This is a genomic window from Paenarthrobacter sp. RAF54_2, from assembly GCF_052113945.1.
Taxonomy (GTDB): domain Bacteria; phylum Actinomycetota; class Actinomycetes; order Actinomycetales; family Micrococcaceae; genus Arthrobacter.
Map to the genome: position 1 here is coordinate 1 of NZ_JBFRDV010000016.1, position 24,299 is coordinate 24,299.

General features: G+C 61.3%; 23 protein-coding genes. 3 read left to right on the forward strand and 20 right to left on the reverse strand.

All coding sequences use genetic code 11. From position 1 onward, the window contains the following. Positions 1–1,104: aldehyde dehydrogenase family protein (locus tag AB4Y87_RS16830; protein WP_442005454.1), on the forward strand; the 1,104-nt coding region annotated here is incomplete at its 5' end. 113 nt (positions 1,105–1,217) lie between these two features. On the opposite strand, the gene AB4Y87_RS16835 is transcribed toward AB4Y87_RS16830, so the two are convergent. The 9 genes from AB4Y87_RS16835 to AB4Y87_RS16875 all read right to left on the reverse strand — a co-directional run bounded on the left by AB4Y87_RS16835 (position 1,218) and on the right by AB4Y87_RS16875 (position 10,430). Further along, the gene (locus tag AB4Y87_RS16835) at positions 1,218–1,757 is read right to left on the reverse strand and encodes a nuclear transport factor 2 family protein (RefSeq protein ID WP_442005455.1); all 540 of its coding nucleotides are present in this window, start codon (positions 1,755–1,757) and stop codon (positions 1,218–1,220) included. A 60-nt stretch (positions 1,758–1,817) separates the two neighbouring features. Next, entirely contained in the window at positions 1,818–2,534 is a 717-nt protein-coding gene (locus AB4Y87_RS16840; RefSeq protein WP_442005456.1) for an NADPH-dependent F420 reductase, read from the reverse strand. Between the two features lie 2 nt (positions 2,535–2,536). Beyond that, positions 2,537–3,082 (reverse strand): NUDIX domain-containing protein, encoded by a 546-nt coding sequence (locus AB4Y87_RS16845; RefSeq protein ID WP_442005457.1) that lies wholly within the window; start codon positions 3,080–3,082, stop codon positions 2,537–2,539. A gap of 53 nt (positions 3,083–3,135) precedes the next feature. Continuing rightward, entirely contained in the window at positions 3,136–3,675 is a 540-nt protein-coding gene (locus AB4Y87_RS16850; RefSeq protein ID WP_442005458.1) for a flavin reductase family protein, read from the reverse strand. 69 nt (positions 3,676–3,744) lie between these two features. Beyond that, entirely contained in the window at positions 3,745–4,494 is a 750-nt protein-coding gene (locus AB4Y87_RS16855; protein ID WP_442005459.1) for an SDR family NAD(P)-dependent oxidoreductase, read from the reverse strand. 204 nt (positions 4,495–4,698) lie between these two features. Continuing rightward, positions 4,699–6,399, reverse strand: a complete 1,701-nt coding sequence (locus AB4Y87_RS16860; RefSeq protein ID WP_442005460.1) for a flavin-containing monooxygenase — start codon at positions 6,397–6,399, stop codon at positions 4,699–4,701. Between the two features lie 159 nt (positions 6,400–6,558). After that, positions 6,559–7,707, reverse strand: a complete 1,149-nt coding sequence (locus tag AB4Y87_RS16865) for an FAS1-like dehydratase domain-containing protein (RefSeq protein ID WP_442005461.1) — start codon at positions 7,705–7,707, stop codon at positions 6,559–6,561. Continuing rightward, positions 7,704–9,830, reverse strand: coding sequence for an acetate--CoA ligase family protein (locus tag AB4Y87_RS16870; protein ID WP_442005462.1), 2,127 nt, complete (start codon positions 9,828–9,830; stop codon positions 7,704–7,706). Before AB4Y87_RS16870 ends, AB4Y87_RS16865 begins: the two co-directional genes overlap by 4 nt. Next, complete coding sequence (locus tag AB4Y87_RS16875) at positions 9,831–10,430, reverse strand: VOC family protein (protein WP_442005463.1); 600 nt, start codon at positions 10,428–10,430, stop codon at positions 9,831–9,833. It abuts the gene before it with no gap. A 118-nt stretch (positions 10,431–10,548) separates the two neighbouring features. On the opposite strand from AB4Y87_RS16875, the gene AB4Y87_RS16880 reads away from it, so the two are divergent. Continuing rightward, positions 10,549–11,370: an IclR family transcriptional regulator gene (locus AB4Y87_RS16880; protein WP_442005464.1), complete on the forward strand. Its 822-nt coding sequence runs from the start codon at positions 10,549–10,551 to the stop codon at positions 11,368–11,370. On the opposite strand, the gene AB4Y87_RS16885 is transcribed toward AB4Y87_RS16880, so the two are convergent. The 3 genes from AB4Y87_RS16885 to AB4Y87_RS16895 form a co-directional block, all read right to left on the reverse strand. Then, positions 11,356–12,921 carry a CocE/NonD family hydrolase gene (locus tag AB4Y87_RS16885; protein WP_442005465.1) on the reverse strand — a complete coding sequence of 522 codons (1,566 nt, stop codon included), beginning with the start codon at positions 12,919–12,921 and terminating at the stop codon, positions 11,356–11,358. The genes AB4Y87_RS16880 and AB4Y87_RS16885 overlap by 15 nt on opposite strands. A gap of 47 nt (positions 12,922–12,968) precedes the next feature. After that, positions 12,969–14,225 carry a M24 family metallopeptidase gene (locus AB4Y87_RS16890; RefSeq protein ID WP_442005466.1) on the reverse strand — a complete coding sequence of 419 codons (1,257 nt, stop codon included), beginning with the start codon at positions 14,223–14,225 and terminating at the stop codon, positions 12,969–12,971. 154 nt (positions 14,226–14,379) lie between these two features. After that, positions 14,380–15,207 (reverse strand): crotonase/enoyl-CoA hydratase family protein, encoded by an 828-nt coding sequence (locus tag AB4Y87_RS16895; protein ID WP_442005467.1) that lies wholly within the window; start codon positions 15,205–15,207, stop codon positions 14,380–14,382. Between the two features lie 171 nt (positions 15,208–15,378). Here AB4Y87_RS16895 and AB4Y87_RS16900 point away from each other — a divergent pair, with 171 nt between their 5' ends. After that, positions 15,379–16,254, forward strand: coding sequence for an isocitrate lyase/PEP mutase family protein (locus tag AB4Y87_RS16900; protein ID WP_442005468.1), 876 nt, complete (start codon positions 15,379–15,381; stop codon positions 16,252–16,254). 71 nt (positions 16,255–16,325) lie between these two features. On the opposite strand, the gene AB4Y87_RS16905 is transcribed toward AB4Y87_RS16900, so the two are convergent. From AB4Y87_RS16905 to AB4Y87_RS16940, 8 genes are all read right to left on the reverse strand, one after another. Further along, positions 16,326–17,141: an enoyl-CoA hydratase/isomerase family protein gene (locus AB4Y87_RS16905; protein WP_442005469.1), complete on the reverse strand. Its 816-nt coding sequence runs from the start codon at positions 17,139–17,141 to the stop codon at positions 16,326–16,328. A gap of 203 nt (positions 17,142–17,344) precedes the next feature. Next, positions 17,345–18,964: an FAD-dependent monooxygenase gene (locus AB4Y87_RS16910; RefSeq protein ID WP_442005470.1), complete on the reverse strand. Its 1,620-nt coding sequence runs from the start codon at positions 18,962–18,964 to the stop codon at positions 17,345–17,347. Beyond that, positions 18,961–19,881, reverse strand: coding sequence for an SDR family NAD(P)-dependent oxidoreductase (locus tag AB4Y87_RS16915; RefSeq protein WP_442005471.1), 921 nt, complete (start codon positions 19,879–19,881; stop codon positions 18,961–18,963). The genes AB4Y87_RS16910 and AB4Y87_RS16915 overlap by 4 nt, the downstream gene beginning before the upstream one ends. Beyond that, complete coding sequence (locus AB4Y87_RS16920; protein ID WP_431115046.1) at positions 19,874–20,503, reverse strand: nuclear transport factor 2 family protein; 630 nt, start codon at positions 20,501–20,503, stop codon at positions 19,874–19,876. Before AB4Y87_RS16920 ends, AB4Y87_RS16915 begins: the two co-directional genes overlap by 8 nt. After that, entirely contained in the window at positions 20,504–21,697 is a 1,194-nt protein-coding gene (locus AB4Y87_RS16925; RefSeq protein WP_442005472.1) for an acetyl-CoA C-acyltransferase, read from the reverse strand. It abuts the gene before it with no gap. Between the two features lie 43 nt (positions 21,698–21,740). Next, a complete protein-coding gene (locus AB4Y87_RS16930) occupies positions 21,741–22,484 on the reverse strand; it encodes an NADPH-dependent F420 reductase (protein ID WP_442005473.1) in 744 nt (247 codons plus the stop codon). A gap of 74 nt (positions 22,485–22,558) precedes the next feature. Next, the gene (locus tag AB4Y87_RS16935; RefSeq protein WP_442005474.1) at positions 22,559–23,482 is read right to left on the reverse strand and encodes an SDR family NAD(P)-dependent oxidoreductase; all 924 of its coding nucleotides are present in this window, start codon (positions 23,480–23,482) and stop codon (positions 22,559–22,561) included. A 44-nt stretch (positions 23,483–23,526) separates the two neighbouring features. Continuing rightward, on the reverse strand, positions 23,527–24,285 hold the full coding sequence (locus tag AB4Y87_RS16940) for an SDR family NAD(P)-dependent oxidoreductase (RefSeq protein WP_442005475.1): 759 nt from the start codon (positions 24,283–24,285) through the stop codon (positions 23,527–23,529). Between the last annotated feature and the right edge of the window lie 14 nt (positions 24,286–24,299).

A 24,299-nucleotide genomic window follows, 5' to 3' on the forward strand; every position in this document is an offset into this window, starting at 1 on the left:
GAAGAAACCGTCCGCGACTACGGCCGGTACCTCACCACGCCCGAAGGCAAGAACAAGATCCTGGTCCAGCACAAACCCGTCGGACCCTGCCTGCTGATCACCCCGTGGAACTTCCCGCTGGCGATGGCCACCCGCAAGGTCGCCCCCGCCGTCGCGGCCGGTTGCACCATGGTTCTCAAACCCGCCAAGCTCACACCCCTGACGGCCCAGTACTTCGCGAAGACCATGCTCGACGCCGGCCTGCCCGCCGGAGTCCTGAACGTCGTCGCCTCCTCCAGCGCGTCCGGGATCTCCGGGCCGCTGCTGAAGGACTCCCGCCTGCGGAAGATCTCCTTCACCGGCTCCACCCCCGTCGGGAAGCGGCTCATGGCCGACGCCGCACAGAACGTCCTCCGCACCTCCATGGAACTCGGCGGGAACGCCCCGTTCATCGTGTTCGAAGACGCCGACCTCGACAAAGCAATCGAAGGCGCCATGGCCGCGAAGATGCGGAACATGGGCGAAGCCTGCACCGCCGCCAACCGGTTCCTCGTCCACGAATCCGTCGCAAAGGAGTTCACGGCCAAGTTCGCCGCCGCCATGGGCGCGCTGGTGACCGGCCGCGGAACGGAAACCACCACGCAGGTTGGTCCGCTGATCGACGCCGGGGCCCGGGAGGATGTGCACGCTTTGGTGAGTGCCGCCGTCGACGCCGGAGCTGTTGCTGTCACCGGCGGTGCGCCCGTGGACGGACCCGGCTACTTCTACCAGCCCACCGTCCTGTCCAACGTCCCGAACGACGCAGCGATCCTGGGCCAGGAAATCTTCGGACCCGTCGCCCCCGTCACCACCTTTACCAGCGAAGAGGACGCTATCCGCCTGGCCAACGCCTCCGAGTACGGGCTCGCGTCCTACCTCTACAGCAAAGATTTCAACCGCCTCCTCCGTGTCGCTGAGCAGATCGAGTTCGGCATGGTCGGCTTCAACGCCGGCGTCATCTCCAACGCCGCAGCACCCTTCGGCGGGGTCAAGCAATCAGGCCTCGGACGCGAAGGCGGCTCCGAAGGCATCAACGAATACACCACCACCCAATACATCGGCATCGCCGACCCCTACGCCCGCTAAACGCCGGAACACACAGAAGCGCCTGCCGGCCCCTGTAAAGGGAGCCGGCAGGCGCTTTAGTGTTGGGCCAGACAACGTTGGTCCAGGGAAGGCAGTCGCCGCAGATGCAGTGACTACCGCGAGAACTCCGTCGGTGGGCTGTCCACCCAGTCCAGGTAGATCGGGTCCTCCGGGTGCCAAGCTCCCCAGTGTGAGACACGAGGGACATTTACGACGTCCCAATCCGAGTTGATGGGCCGGACGTCGATCCAGTCCCAGATGCAGGTCCGATGAAGGATCTTCCACACGCCATCGCGCTTCTCGCACAGATCGCGGTAGCGGCCTGCCTGGAACATTGTTACTTCGGGCTCTTTGAAGGGGACAACGCAGATGAACATGCTTTCGCGCTTCGCCCGATTGCCGTCGATCTCGGACAAGACATTGGAGATATGGTGGCTGCAACTGTGGATCTTGTCGTGCCAGGTCATGGCTGCATCGGCCCACCCATGGCCGTTTCCGACGTAGCTGCCGTGATCATCGAATGAATCATGCCAGTAGGTGGATTTCATCAGCTCGCGGTCGTGCCGGTCCGCGCCCCTCGCGTACAACATCAGATTGTCGTGGAGGGCTTGCTTGTCATACAACTCAGTTAGTTGAGCATCTGTGAGAGACATATATCCAGACTTTCTACTTCAAACGTCAGGCAGCTTCTTTGACTACCCTCGTTGGGGTTTTTAGAACGTGCGTGCGGCGACCCGCACTGGTTCGGCCCGCTTCAGGGCCTCGCCCAGACGCTCAGCTGACACAGGTGCCGCGGGAGCTTCGAGCATGCTTTCGTCCGGGGTTGCGGGGTCAGCCAGGTAAAGCCTGGTGTAGGCAGCGGCTTCCGGCTCGAAACGCCAGCTCTCAGCCAGCGCGCCAGCGTCCACCGCATCGAAACCCAGTTGCTCGATGACGCCCATTACCTTGGTTTTGGCAGAGATGTCATCGCCCGCCACCGGAAGGGCGGTGCGATCGGAGGCGCCGGCGGGGCGAACCAGCTGCGGAATGTGGTGCGCCAGGATGTTATTGAATGCCTTTGTCAGGCCGGCTCCTTGAAAGTGCCGCAGGACAAGCTCGCTCGTAGTGAGCCGTTCCTCGTCGAGCTCAGCCACCCTTCCATCCCGGAACGGGTAGTAGTTGGTGGTGTCCAGTACAGCTTTCCCTTCCAGGAGGGAGGCAGGAACGGCGGTGTGTGCCGTGAGCGGCACGGACAGCACCACAACGTCTCCGGCCGCTGCGGCCTGTTCGACGGTGCCGGCGGAAGCCAGGGGTCCCAACTCTGAGACGAAGCCGCCTAGGGTCTCCGGGCCGCGGGAGTTGGACAGCACTACACGGATCCCGGCACTTACGGCCAGACGCGCTATGGCAGCACCGATGTTTCCGGTGCCAATAATTCCAAGGGTGGTCATATCTATTCCTCTTTTGAGAGTAGTGGATTGGAGGTGGAGCATCCGGGGACCGGCCCAGATTCAGGGTCCGAAATGATGGCCGGGACGTGACCGGTTGCATCGAGCACATTGTCCAGCCAGGCCACCCGGTTGGCGAACCGCTTGGCCTTGTGCGGAGCGGTCCACCGGTAGGCGTCGTTTTCCCAGTTGATCTTCAGCCGCCAGCGGGACGTCACAGCAGTGAAAGTGTGGATGAGCCACGGATTCCCCAAACCGTCGGCCACCACCACGTCCGGGCCCGGCAGGAGGGCCAGGAGATCTTTGTCTTGGAGGCCGGTTTCTTCAAATAACTCTTCAAGGGTCTGTTGTTCAGGCGTGGCACCGGCTTCCATAAAACCGGTGATGCAATGCCAAAGACCGCAGTCGTGACCAAGATTTCCGCTTCTTCTGAACAGGGCAATTTTGTCCCGCCACTGGACCACGGCCGCTATCACGGTACGGTCCGCCGGGATGTCATGCGCAGCGAGTGACGGAAACCCGACATTGGACACCGCATCAATGGCGCTCATATTTTCCTCCCAGCGCGTATTTAGCTCCCACGTGCAGCAACCGGCCCAGGCCGCTACACGACGTCGATCGACCGGGAGTTAACAAGCTCGCGGAACTTTGCACCGTGCCAGATGAGCGGCTCGTTTTCCCCGACTCCCAGCTTCTTCACCTCAAGCAGCGCCATCCAGTGGTCGCCGGCTTCTGAAACCTCATGGATGGAGCACTCGAGCCACAATGCCGCGTCTTCTATGAACACGGCCCCGTCCTCACCGACGTCGATTGCCACCTGCTCAAACCGTGCAGCGCGGTCCTTGCCGGCGAGCTTGCGGGTCAGATGCCCTTGCCCCTTGCCAAAGATCGAAACCCCGAGCGAGGCAGCGTCCTTGATCTGTTCCCACGTCTCCGACGACTTCTGCACAGCTACCGCAACCAGGCACGGTTCCAGCGACACTCCAACCATGAACGATGAGGCGACGAGCGCATGCTTCTCGTCGCCTGCTTCGATCGCGAGCACTGCAACGCCGGAGGGAAACTGCGCGAACGTGCTTCGCACCACCAAGGGGTCGTTGCCGAACGCGCTGACCTTCGGCCGGGTCATAAATTTTTGGCTCATGATTTCTTCCTCTCGCGCCCGAGGAGTGGTCGCCCTTGAACCACTCCCGGACCGAATACGCCGGGACCCCTACGCAGCGGTCTGGCCGCCGTCAATAGGCAGGGCGATCCCGGTAATGTACGAAGACTGCTCACTGCCGAGGAACAGGACGGCGTTGGCTACTTCTTCTGCGGTTCCGACCCGACGTGCCGGAACCATATTGATGAGGTAGTCGGCGGCCGCAGGGTTTTCCGCGAGGGCTTCTTCCATCATTGGAGTCCTGATGGGGCCCGGGCAGATGGAATTCGCGCGGATATTCTGTGCCGCGTATTCAAGCGCGATGGTGCGGGTCAATCCCAGGAGGCCGGTCTTGGAGGCGCTGTAGCTGCCATACAAGGGCGTTCCCATCAAGGCTGCGGCTGAAGCCACATTGACTATCGATCCCCCGCCGCGCTCCAACATTGCCGGAATGGCAAACTTCATCGTGAGGAAAGCACCCCGGAGATTCACGTTGATCATCTTGTCGAAGTCCGATTCCAGCGCCTCATGGTGCTGCACCATTGGGGCATTGGCTCCTGCGATATTGCACAGGATGTCGAGTCCACCGAATTCGCTGACGGCCAAGCTGACCATGGCCTTGGCGTCTACCGAGTTTGAGATGTCAGCCTGGATCGGCACCGTGCGGTCTCCCAGCTCGACTGCCGTCTTCTCCTGGGCCCCGGAGAAGTCCGCCAGGACAATGTTTGCGCCATGTTGATGAAACAGGCGGGCGGTTGCCAAACCCATGCCTGAACCCGCACCGGTGATTACTGCTGTCTTGCCTTCAAGTATGTTGTCCATGGTTGTTCCTTCATGTCCTGGTAGTTGGCCCACCATCAACGCTATGAGCGGATGGGGCTGCAGCGGCATGGCCATCGGCGCCAACAAGGAAGGAAACTGCGCCAAGATGTGTCCTTGCCGAACACTGCCCGCAAGAACAAAAGCTCCCCGGAAGCCTGAACTGGATGTCCAGTCCTGCTTCCGGGGAGCCCGTTGGCTGTCTATCTACTTTGCTGTCAGAACCGCGTCACGGCTCCGGCTTTCATTCCCGGTTTCTCCTGCATTGCCGGACGCGAACGCCTTCGAAAACATGAAGCCGCGGTAGTCATCGGAGACAACTTCCTGGACCTTTTTGACGTATTTGTCGAAGCCCCCGGCATACGGAATGAAATAGCGCGAGCCGTCGTATTTGTTGACGTGGACCATGTAGTTGTCCACGGCCCGGCGCAACAGCGGCTCCGCAATCTCATTGCAGTGCTCGCCCCACTCCCGCTCTGCCTCAAGGCTGGCCTCAATGCGGACGGCGCCCTTCTTTTCGGCGTGCGCCATGATGTCCGCTACAAAATCAACGTGTTGGTTGTTCCCCACGAAGAAGTTTGCAAGCACACTGGGGCTCTGCGGGCCGGTAAGCATGAACAGGTTGGGGAATCCATGCGTCATGACCCCCAAATGGGTCTGCGGCTTATGGTTCCACCGGTCGCTGGGCTGTTGGCCGTGCTCATTGCGGACGTTGGCCTGGTCCAGGGCCCCGGTGAAGGCCTCGAAGCCGAGGGCAAAAACGATGAGATCAACCTCGTACTCATTGTTCCGGGTCTTGATCCCGGTCTTGGTGATGCGCTCCACCGGATCACTTCTCAAGTCAACCAGACTGACGTTGCTTTGATTGAAGATCGAGTAGTACCCGGTGTCGATGCAGAGGCGCCGTATGCCGATTGGGTAGGAGGTTGGCATCAGCTTCTCCGCGGTCTCCGGATCATCGATCATGTCGCGGATCTTGCCGCGGACGAATTCAGCTACAACGTTATTGACGTCGATGTTCGTCCCCTGGTCCGAGAAAGTTCCGAGCAAAGTCTGGCCCCCGAACGCCCATCTCGACTCGAGAATCTGCTGTTGCTGTTCCTCGGAAAAGTCTGAAGCCTTGCCCGCAAAGCCCTGCATGACGTACCCAACTGGAGAATCGTATGACTCATCACGCAGTTGCAGGACTTTCTTGTTAAGACGGGCCTTCTTCCTCCTGTCCGCTGGCCCGTTGTGTGCAGGGATCGAGTAGTTCGGGGTCCTCTGCAGGACATAGAGTTCCCCGGCGGTCTTGGCGATCTCGGTCGCAGCCTGCACGCCTGAAGAGCCCGTTCCTATGACTGCCACGCGCTTGCCGGCAAACTCGACGGGGGTTTGTGGCCAGTGGCCGGTTTGATGCCATTCACCTTGGAAATCATCCAGGCCGGGGAAGTCCGGCTTGCGCGGCTTTGACAGCTGTCCGGTCGCCATGACCAGGTAGCGGGCCCAAACTGTCCGGCCCGTATTGGTCTTGATCAAGTATTTGTTCTCATGCGGCTGCCACTCAGCCGACGTCACCCAGGTGCTTAGCGAAAGGTTTCGGCGCACATCGAGGCGGTCCGCAACATAGTTCAGGTAGCGCAGGATTTCGGGTTGCGCTGCGTATCGTTCGCTCCAGTCCCATCCCGCGTAAAGTTCGGGATCAAACATGAAGGAGTAGCTGTGGCTCTCCAAGTCCACGCGGGCACCCGGGTAGGCATTGTGATACCAGACGCCCCCGACGCCGTCTGCTCCCTCAAAGCCGTGGACGTCATGTCCCAGATCTGCAAAACGGTGGAGGGCGTAGATGCCCCCCATGCCCGCGCCGATCACGACGACGGAATATTCCTCAGTCCCGTCTGCCTGATTTCGTACGTTTGAAAAGCCCACCGGATCTCCTTTGATGTCAGTGCGTCGGCTTCTTTGCCGATCCTCGTTCACAAATAACGGTTCACAAATAACGCTAAGAGCCGCTGGGGCAGGACCGGCATGGCAATGGACGCCAATATGGCGGGAAAATGCGTCAGCCAGTCATCCACCCGGTTAGCGTCAACTCGTGCGGGTCTCGGCCAAGGCGACGATCGCTACGGCGCTCGTGGTCTCCACACCTAACTGGTTAATGGCCTTCAGTGTGAGTTCAGCGCATGCTCCATGGGTCTCATCGCGGAACACGCGCGTGACCTCGCCTCCGATCCACTGGGTATCACCGAAGACACCCGGTTGCTTAATGCGGACCGAAAGCGACACAAGATCCGCGTCGTCGCCCATCCAGTTGGTCACGCAGTGCGACATCCACGACACGCGCTGGTTGCCGTTGTCGTACGCGCCCGGCATACCGATCGCATGCGCCATGGCAGCGTCCTGGTGTCCCAAGCTCGGGAAGGGCTCGGAGAGGAAGTGCTCGGGACCGAGGTTCGTCGGCGCGCTTGGGTCGCCGTTCCTCACTCGCTCCTGCTGGCGCACTCGGGTCTCGACGCCGCGGTAGCCGGCGGTACCGATTGCGCCCGCGTAGTACGCAGTCATCGTGATGAGGTCGAGCGGACCCTTGACCACCTGCGGCACGACATCGCCGACGGATACCGTCTCAGCAAAACGCGTGCGCTGACCGCGGATCTCCTCAGCAAGGATCGCGGCTCGGATCTGGTCCTTCTCCTCGTCCGTGTAGACATGGGGGTCTCGCGGTTCGTGCATCCGCTGGGCCTCGGAACTTCGAGCCACGCAGACGATCGTGTTACGGACGATCCCGACCAGCTCTTCGCCGACGAAGTAATCGGTGCGCCCCACCTGCTCCACGAGGCGGCCCGACCGGCGGCCAACCCGTTCGCGTACGTCCTCGACGAAGGCGCGGGCCCGCACCCGCTCCCCCAGCCGGATCGGCCGGCGTAAGTCGAGGTCGGCACCAAGATGAATGGCCTGGAGGCCCTCTGACATGCCCATTGCGACTTCGGCGTCACACACGGAGTAGAGGAAGGTGGGGGGTGCAATCCGGGTACCGTACCGCGTTGTCTGCGCGTACGAGTCGGATAGCCACAGCGGGTTCTCGTCGCCGATCCCCCACGCGTAGTGGCGGATCGAGTCGGTGCTGGCCTCCTCGTTCCATTGCACAATAACGGCTGACTCACCGATGAAGCTCTTCATGTAAGCGACGTCTTCATCGGTGATCTGCTTTGCCGGTACGGCAGTAGCTGCGCTGGTCATGTTGTTGGTCCTAACGAGGTGGTGTGGACTGAGACGACAGCATCGACGACCGTGACGGTTGCTGTCGCCGGGTCCGCAAGGATGGGATTGAATTCGAACTCGTGGATGTTCCCGTGCCGTTCGGCCCAGGCAACTATGTCGATCACACTGCTCGTAAGGGCCTCGAGGGTCTTCCCGCCGGCCTCACCGCGAAGGCTGGTGGCCACAACGCGCGCGTCAGAGATGGCTTGCCGGACCTCCGACCGGGACACCGGGAGCGGAAGGATACTTATATCGTCGATTGCCTCAGTCATCCCGCCGCCGGCGCCGATGACGAGGACCGGACCAAATTCGGGATCGCGTCGAAGCCCCAGGAGGACTTCGGTCTTCCCTGGTGCCATCGCCTGGACAGAGATCGTCGCGGCCTCCCCCTGGAGGGATGCGAGCTGGGTGGCTGCCGCACGCGCGCTGTCGGCGTCGTTGACGCCGATGAAAACGCCGCCGGCGTCTGCCTTGTGCAGGATCTCGGCGTCGTCAATTTTGATCGCCACTGGGAAGCCGATCTCCTCGGCAGCCTGGACAACGCCGTCGACATCACGGACGGCGCGGCTGGCGGGCACAGGGACACCGGATTCCGCCAAGGATTCAGCCACGTCACGCCAGGTCAGGTTGGACGTCCCGTCAGTCGTCGTCGTCTTAAGCGCCGTCCCCACGAGATCTCCGCGGTTGGCACGGGTTCTTTGGACCTGGGCCCATGAAGATGCGGCCGCGATGGCATCCAGCGCACGCCCCGCTGTAGGCAGGGAAAGCACTCCTGCTTTGCGCAGGATCCCGGCCTGGGCGGCCGTGACCCGGTCGTCCTCGGACAACGGGACCACCATGACGCGTACTCCCGCCGGGATGCTCATCCCGGCGATACCGGCCGCCAGCTCATCGAAATCGTGCGCGAGCCGGGTCGCCGTCACGATAACCCAACCGTCCGACGTCGTGGCGAAGACCCGTTCAAGGATGCGCAGGTAGTCGGCAGTGGATGACTGGACTCCGACGTCGATGGGGTTGCCGAGGTGATTGCTGCCAACCGCATCGCCGATGGATTGGAGCGCATCTGGTTCAAGATCCCGGAAAGTCAGGCCGCGGTCATCGGCCAGGTCGTTCCAGAGCCCCACCTGGGCGCCGGAAGTCGTGACGACCGTCAGTTCCTGGTCACCGCCGGAGAGCCGTCCATGGAAGACGTCGAACGTCTCGGTCAAATCAAGGAGTTGCTCAGGCGAGGTACACACCATTCCGAAACGGTGGCGCAGGACGCTCAGAGCGACACGGCCGCTGCCCGCCAGCTTCCCGGTATGCGACTGGGCGCTCATCGCGCCGCGGGTGGACCGTCCCAGTTTCAGGACGATGACCGGGATTCCGCGGTCCCCCGCAGCGGTTGCAGCGGCTTCGAGGTCGTCGTTTGCGCTGAAGCTCTCGACGATGCAGGTGAGGACATGCGTGTCCGGATCAGCGCCCAACCACTGCGCCCAGTCGGTAAAGCCCGTAGAGATCTCGTTTCCTGAGCTGGCCCATGCACTCAAGCCGCTCGCGCCGCGTGCGGCAAGGGATTGCATGAGCGCGTTTCCGAGTCCGCCGCTCTGGCTGAACATGGCCACGTGACCTGCCGGAATCGCACTACGCTGCAGGACCGAGGAGAACGTTGCGGTCAGTGACCGGCCCACGTGCATAAAGCCGATGCAGTTGGGCCCGATAAGTCGGGTGGTGCCCGTGGCCAATTCTGCACGGAGCAACTCGTCGCGGTCGTGCCTGCCGGTCTCACCGAAGCCGGCAGCGAAGGCCACCGCGAAGGGGACGCCGAGCGCCACGCACTCGCGAAGATCCTCGATGACCCTGTCGGCCGGACCCACGAGGACAGCAACGTCGGGCACCTCGGGGAGGTCGGAGAGGCTCTCCACGGTGGGTACACCGAGCACTTCCTTGTGCACGCTGCTGACTGCGTAGTACCGCCCCTCGAAGCCGAGCCGGGCGAGGTAATCCAAGGTCCGTCCCGAGGTCTTCCATGCGTCCCGGGAGGGGCCAACCACCGCCACACTCTCTGCCTTCAGAGGGTTATCGATGCGCACCGGGCTCAAAACGGCCTTGCTATCCAACATTTACATTCCTCCAGTACGTCGGATGGTCCCCGGCCTGCGGCGGGCGGGGACTTCTATTGCCTCGACCACGACGCCGAGATCACGTTCGGTATCGAAGTAGGCAAATCCGCCGTCGCCGCCCTGGCCATAGCCACGCGCGGTTTGCGTAACCCGATATCCGGACCCTTCCATCAGCGTGATCGCGTCATCCAAGCTATCCACGAAGACGCCCAAGTGGTGCAGGCCGGTGCGCCCCTGTTCGGTGAACTCGTGATAGATACTTGGACCGGCCAATGGCTGGATGAGCTCGATCTGGGGATTGGACCCGCCCATGGCGAGCTTCATGGCAAAAGCGCCTTCCTCGGCGCCAAAGCGTGACCAGGGCATGAACTCCTGGTCATAGCTGTAACAAGTCCACTCGTCGATGCCGAAGGCTCGCCCGTACAAGTCGATGGCCTCGTCCAGGTCCGGCACAAGGATCCCTATCTGCCCCACTTTTCCTATCGGGACAGGAGCTGCGAACTGAACCTTCGGCAGCAGAGCTCCAGATTCCGTTCCGGCAGCGGACCTGGCAGCGTCGCCATCCCGCTCAAACTCTCTTGATGTGATAGTTGCATTCATAATGTAATAACTACGCTAGCTTTCTAGTTGCTGTCAACGGATAAAATGCTGTCCCCGGGTACCGACTCTTTCTCATGGCGTTGTAGCTCTCCTTTCGCCATGTGCGTATGATTTCCGCATGGCAAGTACAACTAAGACAATCGACAAACCGTCTCCCGACAGCGAAGCTCCGAAAGACCTGGTGCAGTCGGTTGCCCGGGCCCTGAACATCGTTGATGTCGTTGCGGCGTCGAAGGAGCCCATGCGGGCCCAGTCCATCGCGAGCGCGGTAAACCTGCACATTGCGACGACCTCCCATTTACTGGCGACGCTTGTACATGCCGGTTATCTGGAACGTAACGAGCGCACCTACAAACTCGCCGCCGGGAAAATCCTGGATCTTAGTTCGCGCGTGGAAGACGACTGGCGTCCCTCGCCCCTGGCGCTGCGTCTCTTGAAGATGGTGGTTGATGCTACCGGCGAAAGCGCCTACCTTTCCGCGTGGCAAGGCGGCACTGTCACTGTGGTCGCCGTTGAGGAGGGCAGCCACGCGGTTCGGGTAGCGGATCTTAGGGTTGGCGTTTCCGGCGACATTCATGCTCGCGCCTCAGGCAAGGCCCTCCTCGCCTTCGGTCCCGAATCACAACTGGAACGGATCCGGTTCGTAGACGGTGAACTCACGCGGCGAACCGAGCATACGATCACTACCCTTCCTGAATTCTTGGCCGATCTTGAGGTGACCAGATCGCGTGGTTACGCACTGGACCACCAGGAATACGTCCTGGGCGTCTGCGGCATGGCAGTTCCTCTCTTCGAAGGCTCGCAACGCCCCCGCACTGCTCTGACGATTACGGTCCCGCTTCATCGATTTACCAACGAGGAGCACTTCCAGGTGTGCCTCGATGCTCTGATGGAAGCCCGTCGCCTCGACGAAGAAGAAGGAGACTCAACCCAGCCGTAGTACGTCAAGTTCCAGTACCGGCCCCCCTTCCCCGTGAAAAACTTCCAGAGATGTCCGGGGGCCGTCCTCCAACCGTGGAAAATCTGAGCTGGCAAGGTAAGCGCACAAGCGGGTTCCTTTCGAAAGCCGGATCGCGGTGGATCCAAGATCCACGGTGATTGGCTTCCCGCTTCCACCGTCCCCACTGCTGTATGAGGACCCCTCGCAGAGCAGCTCCGAGGAGCCGTTGTCATCAAGTGTCGCCAGCTTGATGACCACAGGCGTGGGACCCGTGGCCGCCACCTTGAGGCTGCACGTGACCGACCCGAGGATCTCGACGTCTTCGAACAGTGGATCTGAAACGAAGGTCTGCACGTCGTGGCGCGCACTCAATGCGTCCACCATTCGCGGACCTGAATTCGCGCCCACCTTGTAGCCCGGGAAGAATGTTCGCCCGCCGATTGTCGGTACGGGTGGCTCCAGTGACAGCACGCCGTAGGTATCCGCACTCGTTTTAGCACGGTCCGGCGTGCTGGAGCGTAATTGAAGCTGCATTCGGCGGGCGTCATCCGGTGGCCAGCTTGAGAAGCATCGCCATTCATCAGCTCCCATGGAGAAAACACTCACAGGGTGGTCAGCGTGGTTGCGGCCGTCGCGTATTTCCTCCAACCAACCGAGTTGAAGGGAGGTCGGGTCCAGGCTGTCAAACGATGATGCAGGACCAAAGAAGCGCGCCGGGAACCATCCGCCCATGAGACCGTGCGCCCAGGGCCCTATCAAGAGGCGATCATGGCGACTCCGCGCACCCATGGCCTCTCGTCGGACAAAACTGGCAACCGTTCCTGGAAGGAAAATGTCGAACCAGCCTCCGATGACAAATGCCGGCACCTCAACGTGCCCAGCCAGCTCCGGATCCACCAGCGAACGGCTACGGTCCCGCCAGTCGCGCAGGTACGGCGCGAATTCCCCCGCCTCCTCGATGAGTTGGTGAAAAGTACGGATTTTCCCCTCTGCGACGTTCCGCTCCAGGCCTGCGATCCGCGGACGGCTATTTTCATCCATACCGGCGCTTGCGAGGAGAATCGACACCCAGTGTGCAAGGAATCCCAACACGACGTTGTCGTCCTCGTAAAGCCAACCGGAATGGACGTCGTCGGCGGTCACAGCGGGAACAATGCCAATGAGGCCTTCAGGATTCTTCGCCGCCGCCAACCACTGGCTGATACCTACGTATGACCCGCCTACCATGCCCACTTTGCCGTCGGACCACGGTTGCCCGCGCACCCACTGGATAGTGTCCACACCATCATCGGCTTCATTCACAAAAGGAACGAAGTCGCCCTCGCTTCGAAACCGGCCCCGTACGTCCTGAACCACCACCGCCCACCCGCTTTCCACGGCACGCAGGACGTTAATCCACGTGTTGGCGTGCGCGGGGTCATCCTTGCAGTAGGGCGTTCGTATCAGAACTGTGGACCGCGGTTCCCCAGCACTTGGCCGGTACACATCTCCAGAGAGGGTAACGCCGTCGCGCATTGCGACAGGGACGTGCTTTTCAACTATCAGGGTCATGTCAGCCTTCGGTGTTTCGCAATCGCAGTCGGTCTGGCCTGGGATGGTCACCCAGCTGTTTGGACCATGTCCAGGCGCGGGTAGTGGTCAAGAAGTTCCGCGCCATTTGCCGTGACGACAACGAGGTTCTCAAGACGTACGCCTCCGACACGGTGCTGCCCTTCGATACCTTCGATGGCAATGACCATGCCTTCTTGGATCTCCTCAGGATGGTCAAGCGACCACGAGCGCGTAATGGTGGGCGGGTTGTAGTGGATTGCCCGGGACCCTGCGTTGACCAGGCCGATCCCGTGCCCCAGTTCGATGCTGAAACACTCTGCCTCGGACGGAAAGCCAAGATCTTCCGCGGGGGCAAGTACGGAGGCCACGTCAGCTGTGCTTGCGCCGGGTTTCATGAGCGACATCGCCAGATCCAAACGGTCCGTCAGCTTTGCGTAGGACGAGCGCTCGGCTGACGTCGGGGCGCGGCCCACGACGTATTGGCGGTAGAGACACGCGGTGTACCCCATGTAGGAAGTTCCGCAGGTGAGGAGGTAGGCGAGATCGCCATGCTCAACGATGCGGTCTCCACCGCTGATCCCACGGGGGAATGACAGTGGTCCGGAGAGCAGACGGGCGGCTCCCACTTCCGCACCGGCATCTTCAATGGCGCGACGGGCCATCAACGCGATCTGGGCCTGCTTGGTTCCGGGCCGCAATGCGGCCCGGGTCGCCTCAAACCCTGCGGTGCTCAAGCTCGCCGCCATCGAGATGCAGGAGATTTCATCAGCGGTCTTGATCGTTGAGCATTCGAGCAAGAGAGGGAGCCCGGGAATTGTTTGGATGCCTGCATCGGCCAGGGCATTCATACCGGGCTCATCAATCTCGCTGACGGCCAACTGCTCGCCCTCGAGAGATCGTGATGCAAGTTCGTCGCGGATCTGGGCTGCGAAAACGGCCGACAGTTCGGCAATTGCAGAAGTGGGCGCCACGCCGCCGAGCCAAGAGATGGCTGGGCGCCACTGTGTGATCCATGGAGCCTGGTCGGGCATTTGCTGGAGGGATCCCGCTGGCGCGAACACGATTGGTTCCTCATCTGCGAAGAACAATGCATAGCCCACTTGGAGCGAGAATTCTCCCCACCAAAAACCTGTCAGATAACGCACGTTGTCCGCGCCCGTGAGCAGGAGCGCAGGTATGCCCTTGGAGCGCATCAGGGCCCRCATACGGTCAGCGCGTTCTCGACGCATCCGCTCGAGATCAACGCCTACGTGCAGTTCTGTACGTGCCGGTCCGAAGTGCAATTTCTGGTGATTTTCGGGCATCGTTGCCTTGGCCTTTCGTGTTTATGGATGTTAGTGCTGCGGCATTTCAACCGATCTTTGCTCTGAAACAACGCTAAGAGGGGGCGGACCCTGAGCGACACGGCATAGGACGCCAATGACGTAGGAAGCCACGCCAGACTTCCAGTTTGTTAACTCAGCGGCTATCGCTGCCCTGCGCAGTGACTGCCCACGCGGGGTCGCGCCGTTCCACAAAGGCCAGGGCACCCTCACGCGCTTCCGGTCCGCTTCGCAACGGAGCAACGATTTCTTCCTGGGCAGCGAAGCGCGCCTCCGCTGCGGCATACCGCGATTCCGAGATGATGCGTTTGGCAGTCTTCATTGCAACGGGTCCGTTGAGCTGGATTTTCCCGGCGAGTTCCAGTGCTGTGTCGAGTGCTTTGCCCGGCTCCGTCAGCCTGTTGATGAGGCCGAGCTCGGCGAGGCGGGCCGCAGTGATCGGCTCTCCCAGCAGCGCCAGCTCCATCGCGATGTGATACGGCATACGGTCCGGTAGGCGGAGTAGCCCGCCGCCTGCGGCGATCAGTCCCCGCTTTACCTCAGGAAGGGCAAACGAGGCCGTTGAGCTGGCCACGATCAAATCGCATGCGAGCGCAAGCTCAAATCCCCCTGCGTAGGCGTAGCCTTCGACGGCGGCAATGACGGGTTTCACGGGCGGCCGACGGGTGATGCCGGCGAAACCACGTCCTTCAAGGACCGGGACGTCTCCCGCTGCAACCGATACGAGGTCAGCGCCTGCCGAGAAGTATCCGCCAGCGCCGGTGAGGATGGCGACGCTTGCAGAATCATCGGCGTCGAACGCATCGAACGCAGCTGCAAGCGCCAGTGCTGTGGGGCGGTCAATGGCATTTCGCTTGTGCGGACGGGTGATCGCCATGATGCGAACTCCCCCGGAGTTGCTGACGTGAACGCTTGGCTCACTCTGTTTGTTGCTTGCTCCTGCTTGAGGTTGGGTTTGTTGCATCGTTCATCCTTTGGGTCGTCATGATGGGAAGAGAGCTGCGGACTGCTGATCTCGTTATTTTCAAATGGTGAATGTTACTACCGTGATACGATAGTAACATTGCTACTTTCCACGAGGATTTCTTCTTTCTCGTGCTAGCCACAATTTCGGATGGAATGAAGGGAAATAACCATGAAACCCGCGCAAAGACTCCGGGAACTGCTCGCGGATTCCAAAATGATCATCGCGCCGGGAGCCTACGATGCACTCTCAGCGAAGTTGATTGAGCAAGCCGGCTTCGATGTCGTGCTTATCGCCGGGGGCACTTACTCCAACTTCCACTACGGGGTGCCGGATAACGGTTTTATCTCCCAGGGAGAACTCATCGAGGCCGGGAGGCGCATCACCGCAGTCACAGACCTGCCACTCATTCTCGACTTTGATGATGCAGGAGGATCACCCCTTCAAGCGTTCCGTGGCGTCCAACTTGCCGAGCAAGCCGGCGTCGCAGCCCTGCTGGTCGAAGACATGGTGCCTGCAACGAAGCACTTTTGGACACCCAGAGACGGCGGGGAGCGCTGGAAGCCGCAACTCAAACTTCGCACCGTCGAGGAGATGAGTGACATCATCCGTGCCTGCGTGGAAGCGCGGACGTCCCCGGATATGGTGATCGTGGCCCGATCGGATGCCAGCCGCTTTGGCTTCGACAACCTCTCTGAACGCATGGCTGCCTATTCTGCTGCCGGCGCAGACATGCTCTATCCGTGCGGCTACCCCCTTCTCGACTTGCCCAAGCTCTCGGAAGTCGTCCCAGGCAAGTACGTCATGGTGACCGTAAAGAATCCCACCCTGGAAGAGCGCCAGGAACTCGAAGACGCCGGTGTAAAGATGCTGCTGGTCATCAACACAGTGAACGGTGCCGTAGCGGGCTTTCGCGAGAATCTCTCCCTCCTCGCGCGTGGTGAGTTGCTCGAGGGCGAAGCAGAAGGCGGCGCTTACATACCCATCATGGAAGCAATCGATGCGGCAGACTGGGCCCGCAAGGCCCGCCACTTCGGTTATTCCTGACAGTTTGTTGCAACTGATTCACGAGCAGAAAGCGCCGACGACATCTCAAGTCGTCGGCGCTTTCATTTGCGTCAGGCCGGAGTTTTTACACCCGCGGCCAGCTCCGGTCCCGTGAGCGGAGTCGGATTCCAGCCTTCGCCCATGGCAACAAGACCTTCGGTCATCATTCCGTGGCTGACCGCGTCATTCATGGTCTTTTTGAGCTCGTTCACCATCAGCATCCGCGTGGAGCGCAGCGTCAGCGTAGGCTTCGCGGCAAGCATCCGGGCAAGTTCAAATGCCCTGGTGACTACCTGATCCTTGGGCACCACTTCGTTCACGGCACCCCATTCGTATGCCTGCTGCGCAGTGATCTCCTGGCCGGTGAGGTGGAAGTACCGGCCCCGGTTCAGGCCGATGACCAGCGGCCAGATGATCTGCATGCCGTCGCCGGGAATGTTTCCCTGGGAGAAATGTGCATGATCGGCGAACACGGCATCCTCGGAAGCGATGACAATGTCGCACAACAGCGCCTGCTCATTGTGATACCTCGCCGGACCGTTTACTGCGGCAATCATCGGAACCTCGATGTCGAGGTGGCCGAGCACAAGGCGCTTGGCGTCGTGATGAAGGCCGAGCCAGATCTCAGGGGTTACCCAGTTCTTGTTATCAATCGGGGCTTCCTTGTCGATGAAGGTGTCGCCCGCTCCGGTGATGATGACAACGCGGTTCCCCCGGTCCCTGCTGATGTCATCCCAGAGCGATGAAACATTGTCATGGACTCCTACACCCCAGACGACGTCGCTTCCATCCGTATGGAACGTGACCAGCAGAATGCCATCCTCGTCACGCTCCAATTTGATGTGCTCGTACTTGTCCTTGTAATCATCAAACGTTATCCACGCCATCGTGAATCTCCTTATTTCTGTGATTGAGCCATGAGGCGCGCTCTATAGGGCCGTCCGGCCGGCGCGTTCTAAACTCTCGTAATATGAACTGTATATACAAATAGCGCGAGTTCTCAATAGTCCTTGGCAAAAATCCGCGCGAGGAATAGCGTTTCGTGTCCGCCCTGCTCATGGCGGCGGCGGCAAGTCCAACTCTGACGGAATCATGGAGCAATCCTCCGGCCGGTGTAAGCGAGCAGGGCGCCGTCCAGTGTTGCCGGATCCGTGCTGTCCAAACGCGCCAGGACGTGACCATCGGGCCGTACAAGGATGGCCTCGTCCCCGTTTACACGGTAGGCGGCCGCCCACTCGGCCTCGGCAGCGACGAAGTCCCCTGAGGGCCCGAACGTCACCAAGCGGTATGGAATGCCATGAATGTCTGCGCGCCGCGCTGCCTCCCTTGCTGGCTCCGAACCGGAGCGCGCGAGGATGGTCAGTTCGCGTCCGAACAAATCAAGCGTTGAGGCAGTTTCCTCGGCGTTGAGCCACACGTGCGGGGCGCGTTCACCCACGGCAGCAGTTGGGGTAAAGGTTCCCACCGGCCAGCCGGCATCCGGCGATGTGGGTCCCGCAACCGCTCCTCTGTCGTAGCGGAATCCGATGTCCAGGCCCGGGTGTACAAAGTTTTCCGGCCGGAACGAGCGAGGGCCTTCATCGGCGTTACCCACAATGGATCGGAAGTTGCGGACGGATTCGGCCATGTTAAACACTGCAACGGGCCGCCGCTCCACTTCGTACGTGGCCAGGAGGGCAGGATCAGCCCAGCCCTTGAGGACAGCTGCCAGCTTCCATGCGATGTTGTGGACGTCCTGAATGCCGGTGTTTTGGTTGAAGCCGCCGTATGGAGGCATGACGTGCACGGCGTCTCCGGCGAGCAGGATCCGGCCGGACTGGTAGCTGTCAGCCACCCAGGCGCCCACAGTCCAGGTCCGGGCGTCCATTAACTCCACCGACTCGTGAGGATCGCCGATCGCGTCCCGTATTTGCGTCGTCCAGTCAATGTCCTCGAAGGGCACCCTGTCCATGACCAGTGGGCGGCCCAGCATCGCTACCCGATCGGTCGCGTCAACGGGAGCGATCACGACAGCGCCGATGGTCTCTGGATTATCGAGATAGATAAAGCTGGACGGATCGCCCGTGCGCCGCTGGATAACAGGCGAACGGAACAGCACGCTCACCGCCGTCTGCAGGTCCTGATCGCCCGTCGTCCCGATCCCCAGGGCAGTGCGCACCTGGCTGGCGGCGCCGTCGGCCGCTATGACATATTTTGCGGCAACGTCCACTGAGCCATCATCATCGGCTATGGACACGAGGACTTCTGTCCCTGTGTCCTTAACCGTCGACACCGTCCTTCCGAACTCGATCGTGACCGTGTCCTCTGCCTGGGCCGCGTCAACGAGGATGGGCTCAAGGGCGTCCTGTGAGCACAGCACCACATCCAAGGTCTCCGGACCGAGGTTGGTGTCGGCGGGGCCGTCAGCACCGCTGCTGGTGACTACAGAACGCCACGGTGATACGGCATCGCTTCCCAGCAGGCGCCGTGGTCCGCCAGGAAGCGCCGCAGCCCGTACTTCTTCCGCGAGACCGAGTTCGCGGAAAACCTCCATGGTGCGGCAACTGACCGCACGGGACCTGGGGTGGCGCGACCGCTCGGTTCGTCGCTCGACAACGAGGGTGTCGACGCCGAACCGCCCCAGGAGGATCGCCGCCGAAAGTCCCACCGGACCAGCTCCGATAATCAGGACGTCGACGCTGCGCTTCGCGGGTTCATTCCGCTCGTTCACTGGCTGACTCCTGCAAACTCCGTCAGTTCTGGCTCCGTGATGCGGGAATCCATGTACGTCAGTTGGCCGCACGGCTGCATCCTGGCGCGCAGCACGTCATCGAACGCAGCGCTGACATCAAGGGGCGTCCATGACTCGCGGGTGAGGGCGGAGTCGACGACGGCCGGGTGCGAAAGCAGCATGAGGTCATGCCCGTTCGCAAAACGGACCACTTGGCCGTTTACTCCCTTGCTGAGGTCGGACAGGAGATAAAGCACCACTGGAGCGTTTGTGGACGGCGGCGGCGCGATGGGGTTTCCGCCGAAGAACTTCGTGTACGCCTCGGTGCCGGCCGTCATCATCGGTGTGTCGGCATGGGGTGCCATAGCGTTTACCCGGATGTCTCCACCTTCGGCGCCGAACTCGGTTGCCCAGGCGAAAGTCAACGAGGCGATCGCCGCCTTGGCTGCGGCATAAGCACTCATCATCCGGAGACCTACAACCGCGCCCGAGGTCACGTTGACGATCGATCCGCGTCCCTCCATGGCGGCAAGGCCATGGACTGACATGAAGTAGGTACCACAGACGTTTATGTCCACGTGGCGGCGGATGTGCTCCTGGGTCTCCTGCCCGGCAGTCACGGTCTCCAAATAGCCGGCGTTGTTTACCAGGCCGTCAAGTTTCCCGAAGCGTTCTACCGCCGCCGAGACAAGCCGCTGGCAACTGTCCCAATCGGTGACGTCGGCCGCGACGGCTAATGCTTCGCCGCCCTCCCGATTGATCGCCTCCGCCACAGCCTCGGCACTTTCGGCATTAATGTCCGAGACGACGACGCGGGCACCTTCCGCTGCGGCCGCGTGTGCATAAGCCTCGCCGAGGCCGCGACCGGCGCCGGTAATGAGGATGTGCTTTCCAGCGAGGATTTGGTCGCTAGTCATTGAAATGCTCCTTTGCATTCGTGGTCTGGACAGGGGATGCTTTTCCCCAATCCGTGGCATAGATCGGGTCGTGCGGATAGCGATCGCCGAAGTTCGACGTGGGTGGGATGCCAAACAGCTCGGCTACGTCCGCTTCCGGACCGAGCCGTTGCGCCCCGTCCCAGACGCAAGTCCTCGCGAGCACCTTCCACTCCCCTTGGCGCCGCTCACAGAGATCCCGGTAACGGCCAAAAAGCAGGTCCGTAGGGCCGCCGTCGGCTGGAACCGTACGGTAGATGAACGCTGTTTCACGCTTGGCTTCGTTGCCGTTGAGGTCGATGAGTATGTTGGTCACGTAGTGGCTGGCCTTGTGGGAGGACTCCCGCCGCATGGAATAGGCCCAGTCGCAGAAGTCATGGGACAGGCCCATATACATGCCATGATCCTCAGTCGCCTCAGGCCAGTAGGTGGACTTCATCAGGTCCAGTTCCTTCCGGTCCATGCCCCGGCAATAGCGGATCATGTTCTCGTTCAGCTCCTGCTTGGCGACCAGGACACGCAGTTGGTCCAGCTCGGCAGCCCAGTCCACCGTTTTGCCGGTGTTCGGCGTAGCCTCCTTCATGGGCTCAATTACTCCAGTCATCTAACGGGTCCGGGACAGGAGCAGCGCCTCGCCCTGGCCGCCTCCACCACACAGTGCCACAGCAACTTTGCCCCTTTCGCGGCGCTGCAGCTCGTAGACAGCGGAGACAACCACGCGCGCCCCGGAGGCGCCAATGGGGTGTCCGAGAGCGATGGCGCCGCCGTTCACGTTGACCTTGTCCATCGCAATTCCGAGCTGCGCAGCTGAGTGGAGGGCTACGGACGCGAACGCTTCGTTGATCTCCACGAAATCCAACTCTTCTACGGTCCAGCCCGCGGCTCCGAGCGCTTTCGCAATGGCTTGCGCTGGTTTGTCCGGCAGGGATGTGTCGGGGCCGGCAATCTGTCCATGAGCTGCGAGCACAGCCCAGATCTCCAGGCGATGGGTCTCTGCGTATCCGCGCGTGGTAAGGACGACGGCGGCAGCACCATCAGTGAGCGGCGATGCGTTGCCTGCCGTTACGGTACCGCCAGGGGAAAAAGCTGGCCGGAGTTTGCTGAGGGACTCCGCATTGCTGTCCGGACGGACACCCTCGTCCATGCCTGCCAATTCAGCCGTTCCCCGCCGACGCGGCACTTTGACCGGAACAATTTCCGCATCAAAGTACCCTGCGCTCTGGGCCGCTGCTGCCCGTCGATGGGAGTCTGCAGCGGCCTTGTCCTGCTCGGCACGAGCGATGCCGTGTACGTCATTGGCGCGGTCAGTATTAAGGCCCATGGACTCGTGGTCGAAGGCATCGGTTAGCCCGTCATGGGCAACAGAGTCCGACAGCACGGCATCTCCGTACAGCTGCCCGGCGCGCGAGCCGGGCAGCAGATGCGGGGCATTGCTCATTGATTCCTGTCCGCCTGCGATGACTACTTCCGCTTCGCCAAGCTGGAGTAGCCGACTGGCTTCGATGATCGCGCTCAGTCCGGACAGGCATACCTTGTTAACGGTGACAGCGTGGGCATTGAGCGGTATGCCGCCCGCTACAGCTGCTTGCCGTGCAGGGTTCTGGCCAGCGCCCGCCTGGATTACCTGTCCCATGAGAACAGCGTCAACAGCATCCGCACTGATGCCTGCCCTGCCCAGGGCGGCAGCGATTGCAGCGCCGCCGAGCTCGACGGCGGACAACGCGGCGAGCTGACCCATCAACCGGCCCTGGGGAGTCCGGGCAGCCCCAACGATGACGATATCTTCCTTACGGTTCATTGATGCTCCTTGGTCCTGGGGCTGCTGGCGAATAGTCACGGGTTTAGCTGTAGAGGGCCCGGTGAAGTCGAACAAGGTAATCGGCGGTGACATCCGAATAGTTCGGGAAGCGTTCTGTAATGGCAGCAAGAGCGATGTCGCGTCGGTGTGGGCTCCGCGCCTTATCGGCTGAAGCAAGGGCGTGGGGTATCTTCTGGCGGGTGAGATCGGTGCAGTAGCTGGGGGATCCGGGCTGCTGGCGCCACGACTCCGCCAGGGATCCGGCGTCGACCGCGTCAAAGCCGGTTTCCTCGACGAGGGCCATTGCCACCGCTTTGTCGTGGTCGCGGTCCGCGGCCACGGGGATCGCGATCCGATCGGGATCGCCGTCTTCACGTCCATAGGCCTCGAAAGACCCAGCCGTAATGGCGTTCCAGGCCTTGGCCACGGGACGCCCGAGTTGCTGGGTGATCCAGACGCTTTCGACCATCCCGTTTTCCAGGGCATCCACCCGTCCATCACGTAGTGGGTAGTAGTTGGACGTATCGACGATGACCGCGTGGGCCGGGAGGTCCTCGATAAGGGTTTTGACCTCCGGCATCCGGCTGAGCGGTATGGACGTGATGAGGACATCGACGTCGGTGGCGACGCTGCTTGCCTCTACTGGCTTGGCTCCCGCCGCCACAATGTCCGAACTGATGGTTTCAGGGCCGCGGGAATTAGCAACCTTCACATCATGGCCAGCTCCACTGAGTTTGCGGGCGAGTGTCGCTCCGATTGATCCTGCTCCTACAATGCCGATCTTCATGAGAATCCTTGTCTTGTTTGTGAGCCGGTTCCGGCCTTGAACTTGCCCCTACGTGGTAATTGATGCCGCGACCGTCACCGCGAAACGTCCGCTGCGTCGACTGGGAGCACCGTGTCCAATTCGGGCGCCAAGTACACCATCTGGTCGCGGAACGACTCGCTCGCATTGCGGAATTCCCGCAGCTCGCCGCCCTTCATGAGCGCCTCCCCGCTGTCGGCCCAACTCTCGGGCGTAGGTGATTCGACCTTCATGCGCGGCATTCCGGCAATGGCCACGCGACCGGCAGCGACTCCGGCAATCTCGAACGTTTCGCCGAAGACTGTTGTGTCCTGGTGCGCCAGCCACGTCACAAACGCAGACACTGAGCTCGCCGGAACATTGGTGCGCATTGCGTCCTTGACGACGGGATTGGGGAAGGCGTCCTCCGTCATTGGTGTCAAGGCAACCGGCATCAGGGTGGTGACTTGAACTCCCACCTCACGGGCCTCGGCCGCGAGGGTAATACCCAGACCCCAGATCGCGGCCTTGGCAGCGTTGTAGGCCGAGTCCGTCGGCACGCCCATGACCCCGTTCGACGAAATATTGATAAGCCGGCCACTGCCGGAGGCAATGAGGTGCGGCATGGCGGCACGTGAGACTCCGACCACGCCCTTGACGGCCACATCGAAGATGCGCCACCACGTCTCGGGCTCCATCTCCCAGAAACGGCCGAAAGCGTTGATCCCGGCGTTGTTCACGACGATGTCGAGCTGCCCAAAGGAGTCCAGTGCGGTCTGGACTATGTCAGCCGCGTTCGTGACAACGTTATTGCTGTCAACCACTGCCATACCGCCGGCGTCGGTAATTTCTGCCACGGCCTCGGAGGCGTTCGCCACGTTGACGTCGTTGACGACGACGCGGGCCCCGCGGGAGGCGAGCATCTTTGCGTGCTCGCGGCCCATTCCCTGTCCGGCACCCGTGACAATTGCCACCCGGCCCTTGAAATCAAGATTGTTCATTTTTCAGTTACTCCATTTCTTGTGGAAGCCGGCAGGCGTTGCCATTACTTTCCAGCCAGCCAGCCGCCGTCGACCGCCAGGGAAATTCCGGTAACCATGCGGGCTTGCTCCGAGCAGAGCCACACAACCGCATCTGCCTGGTCCTCGGGTTCAGCCAGCCCGCGCATCGGAATCGCCGACAGGATCCTTTCCCGGAATTCGGGCGGGTTCTGCTCGAAGGCGTTCTTCATCATGGGACTCGTCGTCGACCCCGGCGTGAGAGCGTTAATACGGATGCCCAAGGGCCCATAATCAATGGCCGCGTTCCTCGTCATCCCGACGACGCCGAACTTCGAGGCCGTGTACGGCGCGTTGTTGGCGATGCCGATCAAGCCCGCAGCAGAAGCTGTGTTCACGATCGCGCCACCTCCGGTCTTCAGCATCGCGTTGACTTCGTGCTTGAGGCAGTAGAAGGTGCTGTAGAGGTTCACCTTCATGACTCGATCCCAGGTCTCGCTGTCAGTCTCCCCAATAGGTGCGAAGACACCGTTCATCCCTGCATTGTTGAAAGCGAAATCCAGCTGCCCGAAGTTCGACACCGTCGCGTCGACGAGGCCTTTGACCTGCTCCTCATCGCTGACATCGCACTGGAAGAAGACAGCCTTTCCACCGGATTCGGTGATCATCTCCACTGTTTCGCGCCCGGAGGCCTCATCAATATCTGACACCACTACGCGCGCGCCATTCTTCGCGAGCGCCAGGGCACCTGCCCGGCCAATGCCCGAGCCCGCGCCGGTGACGAGACCGGCTTTGTCTTTCATCATCAGTTTTTCCTCAT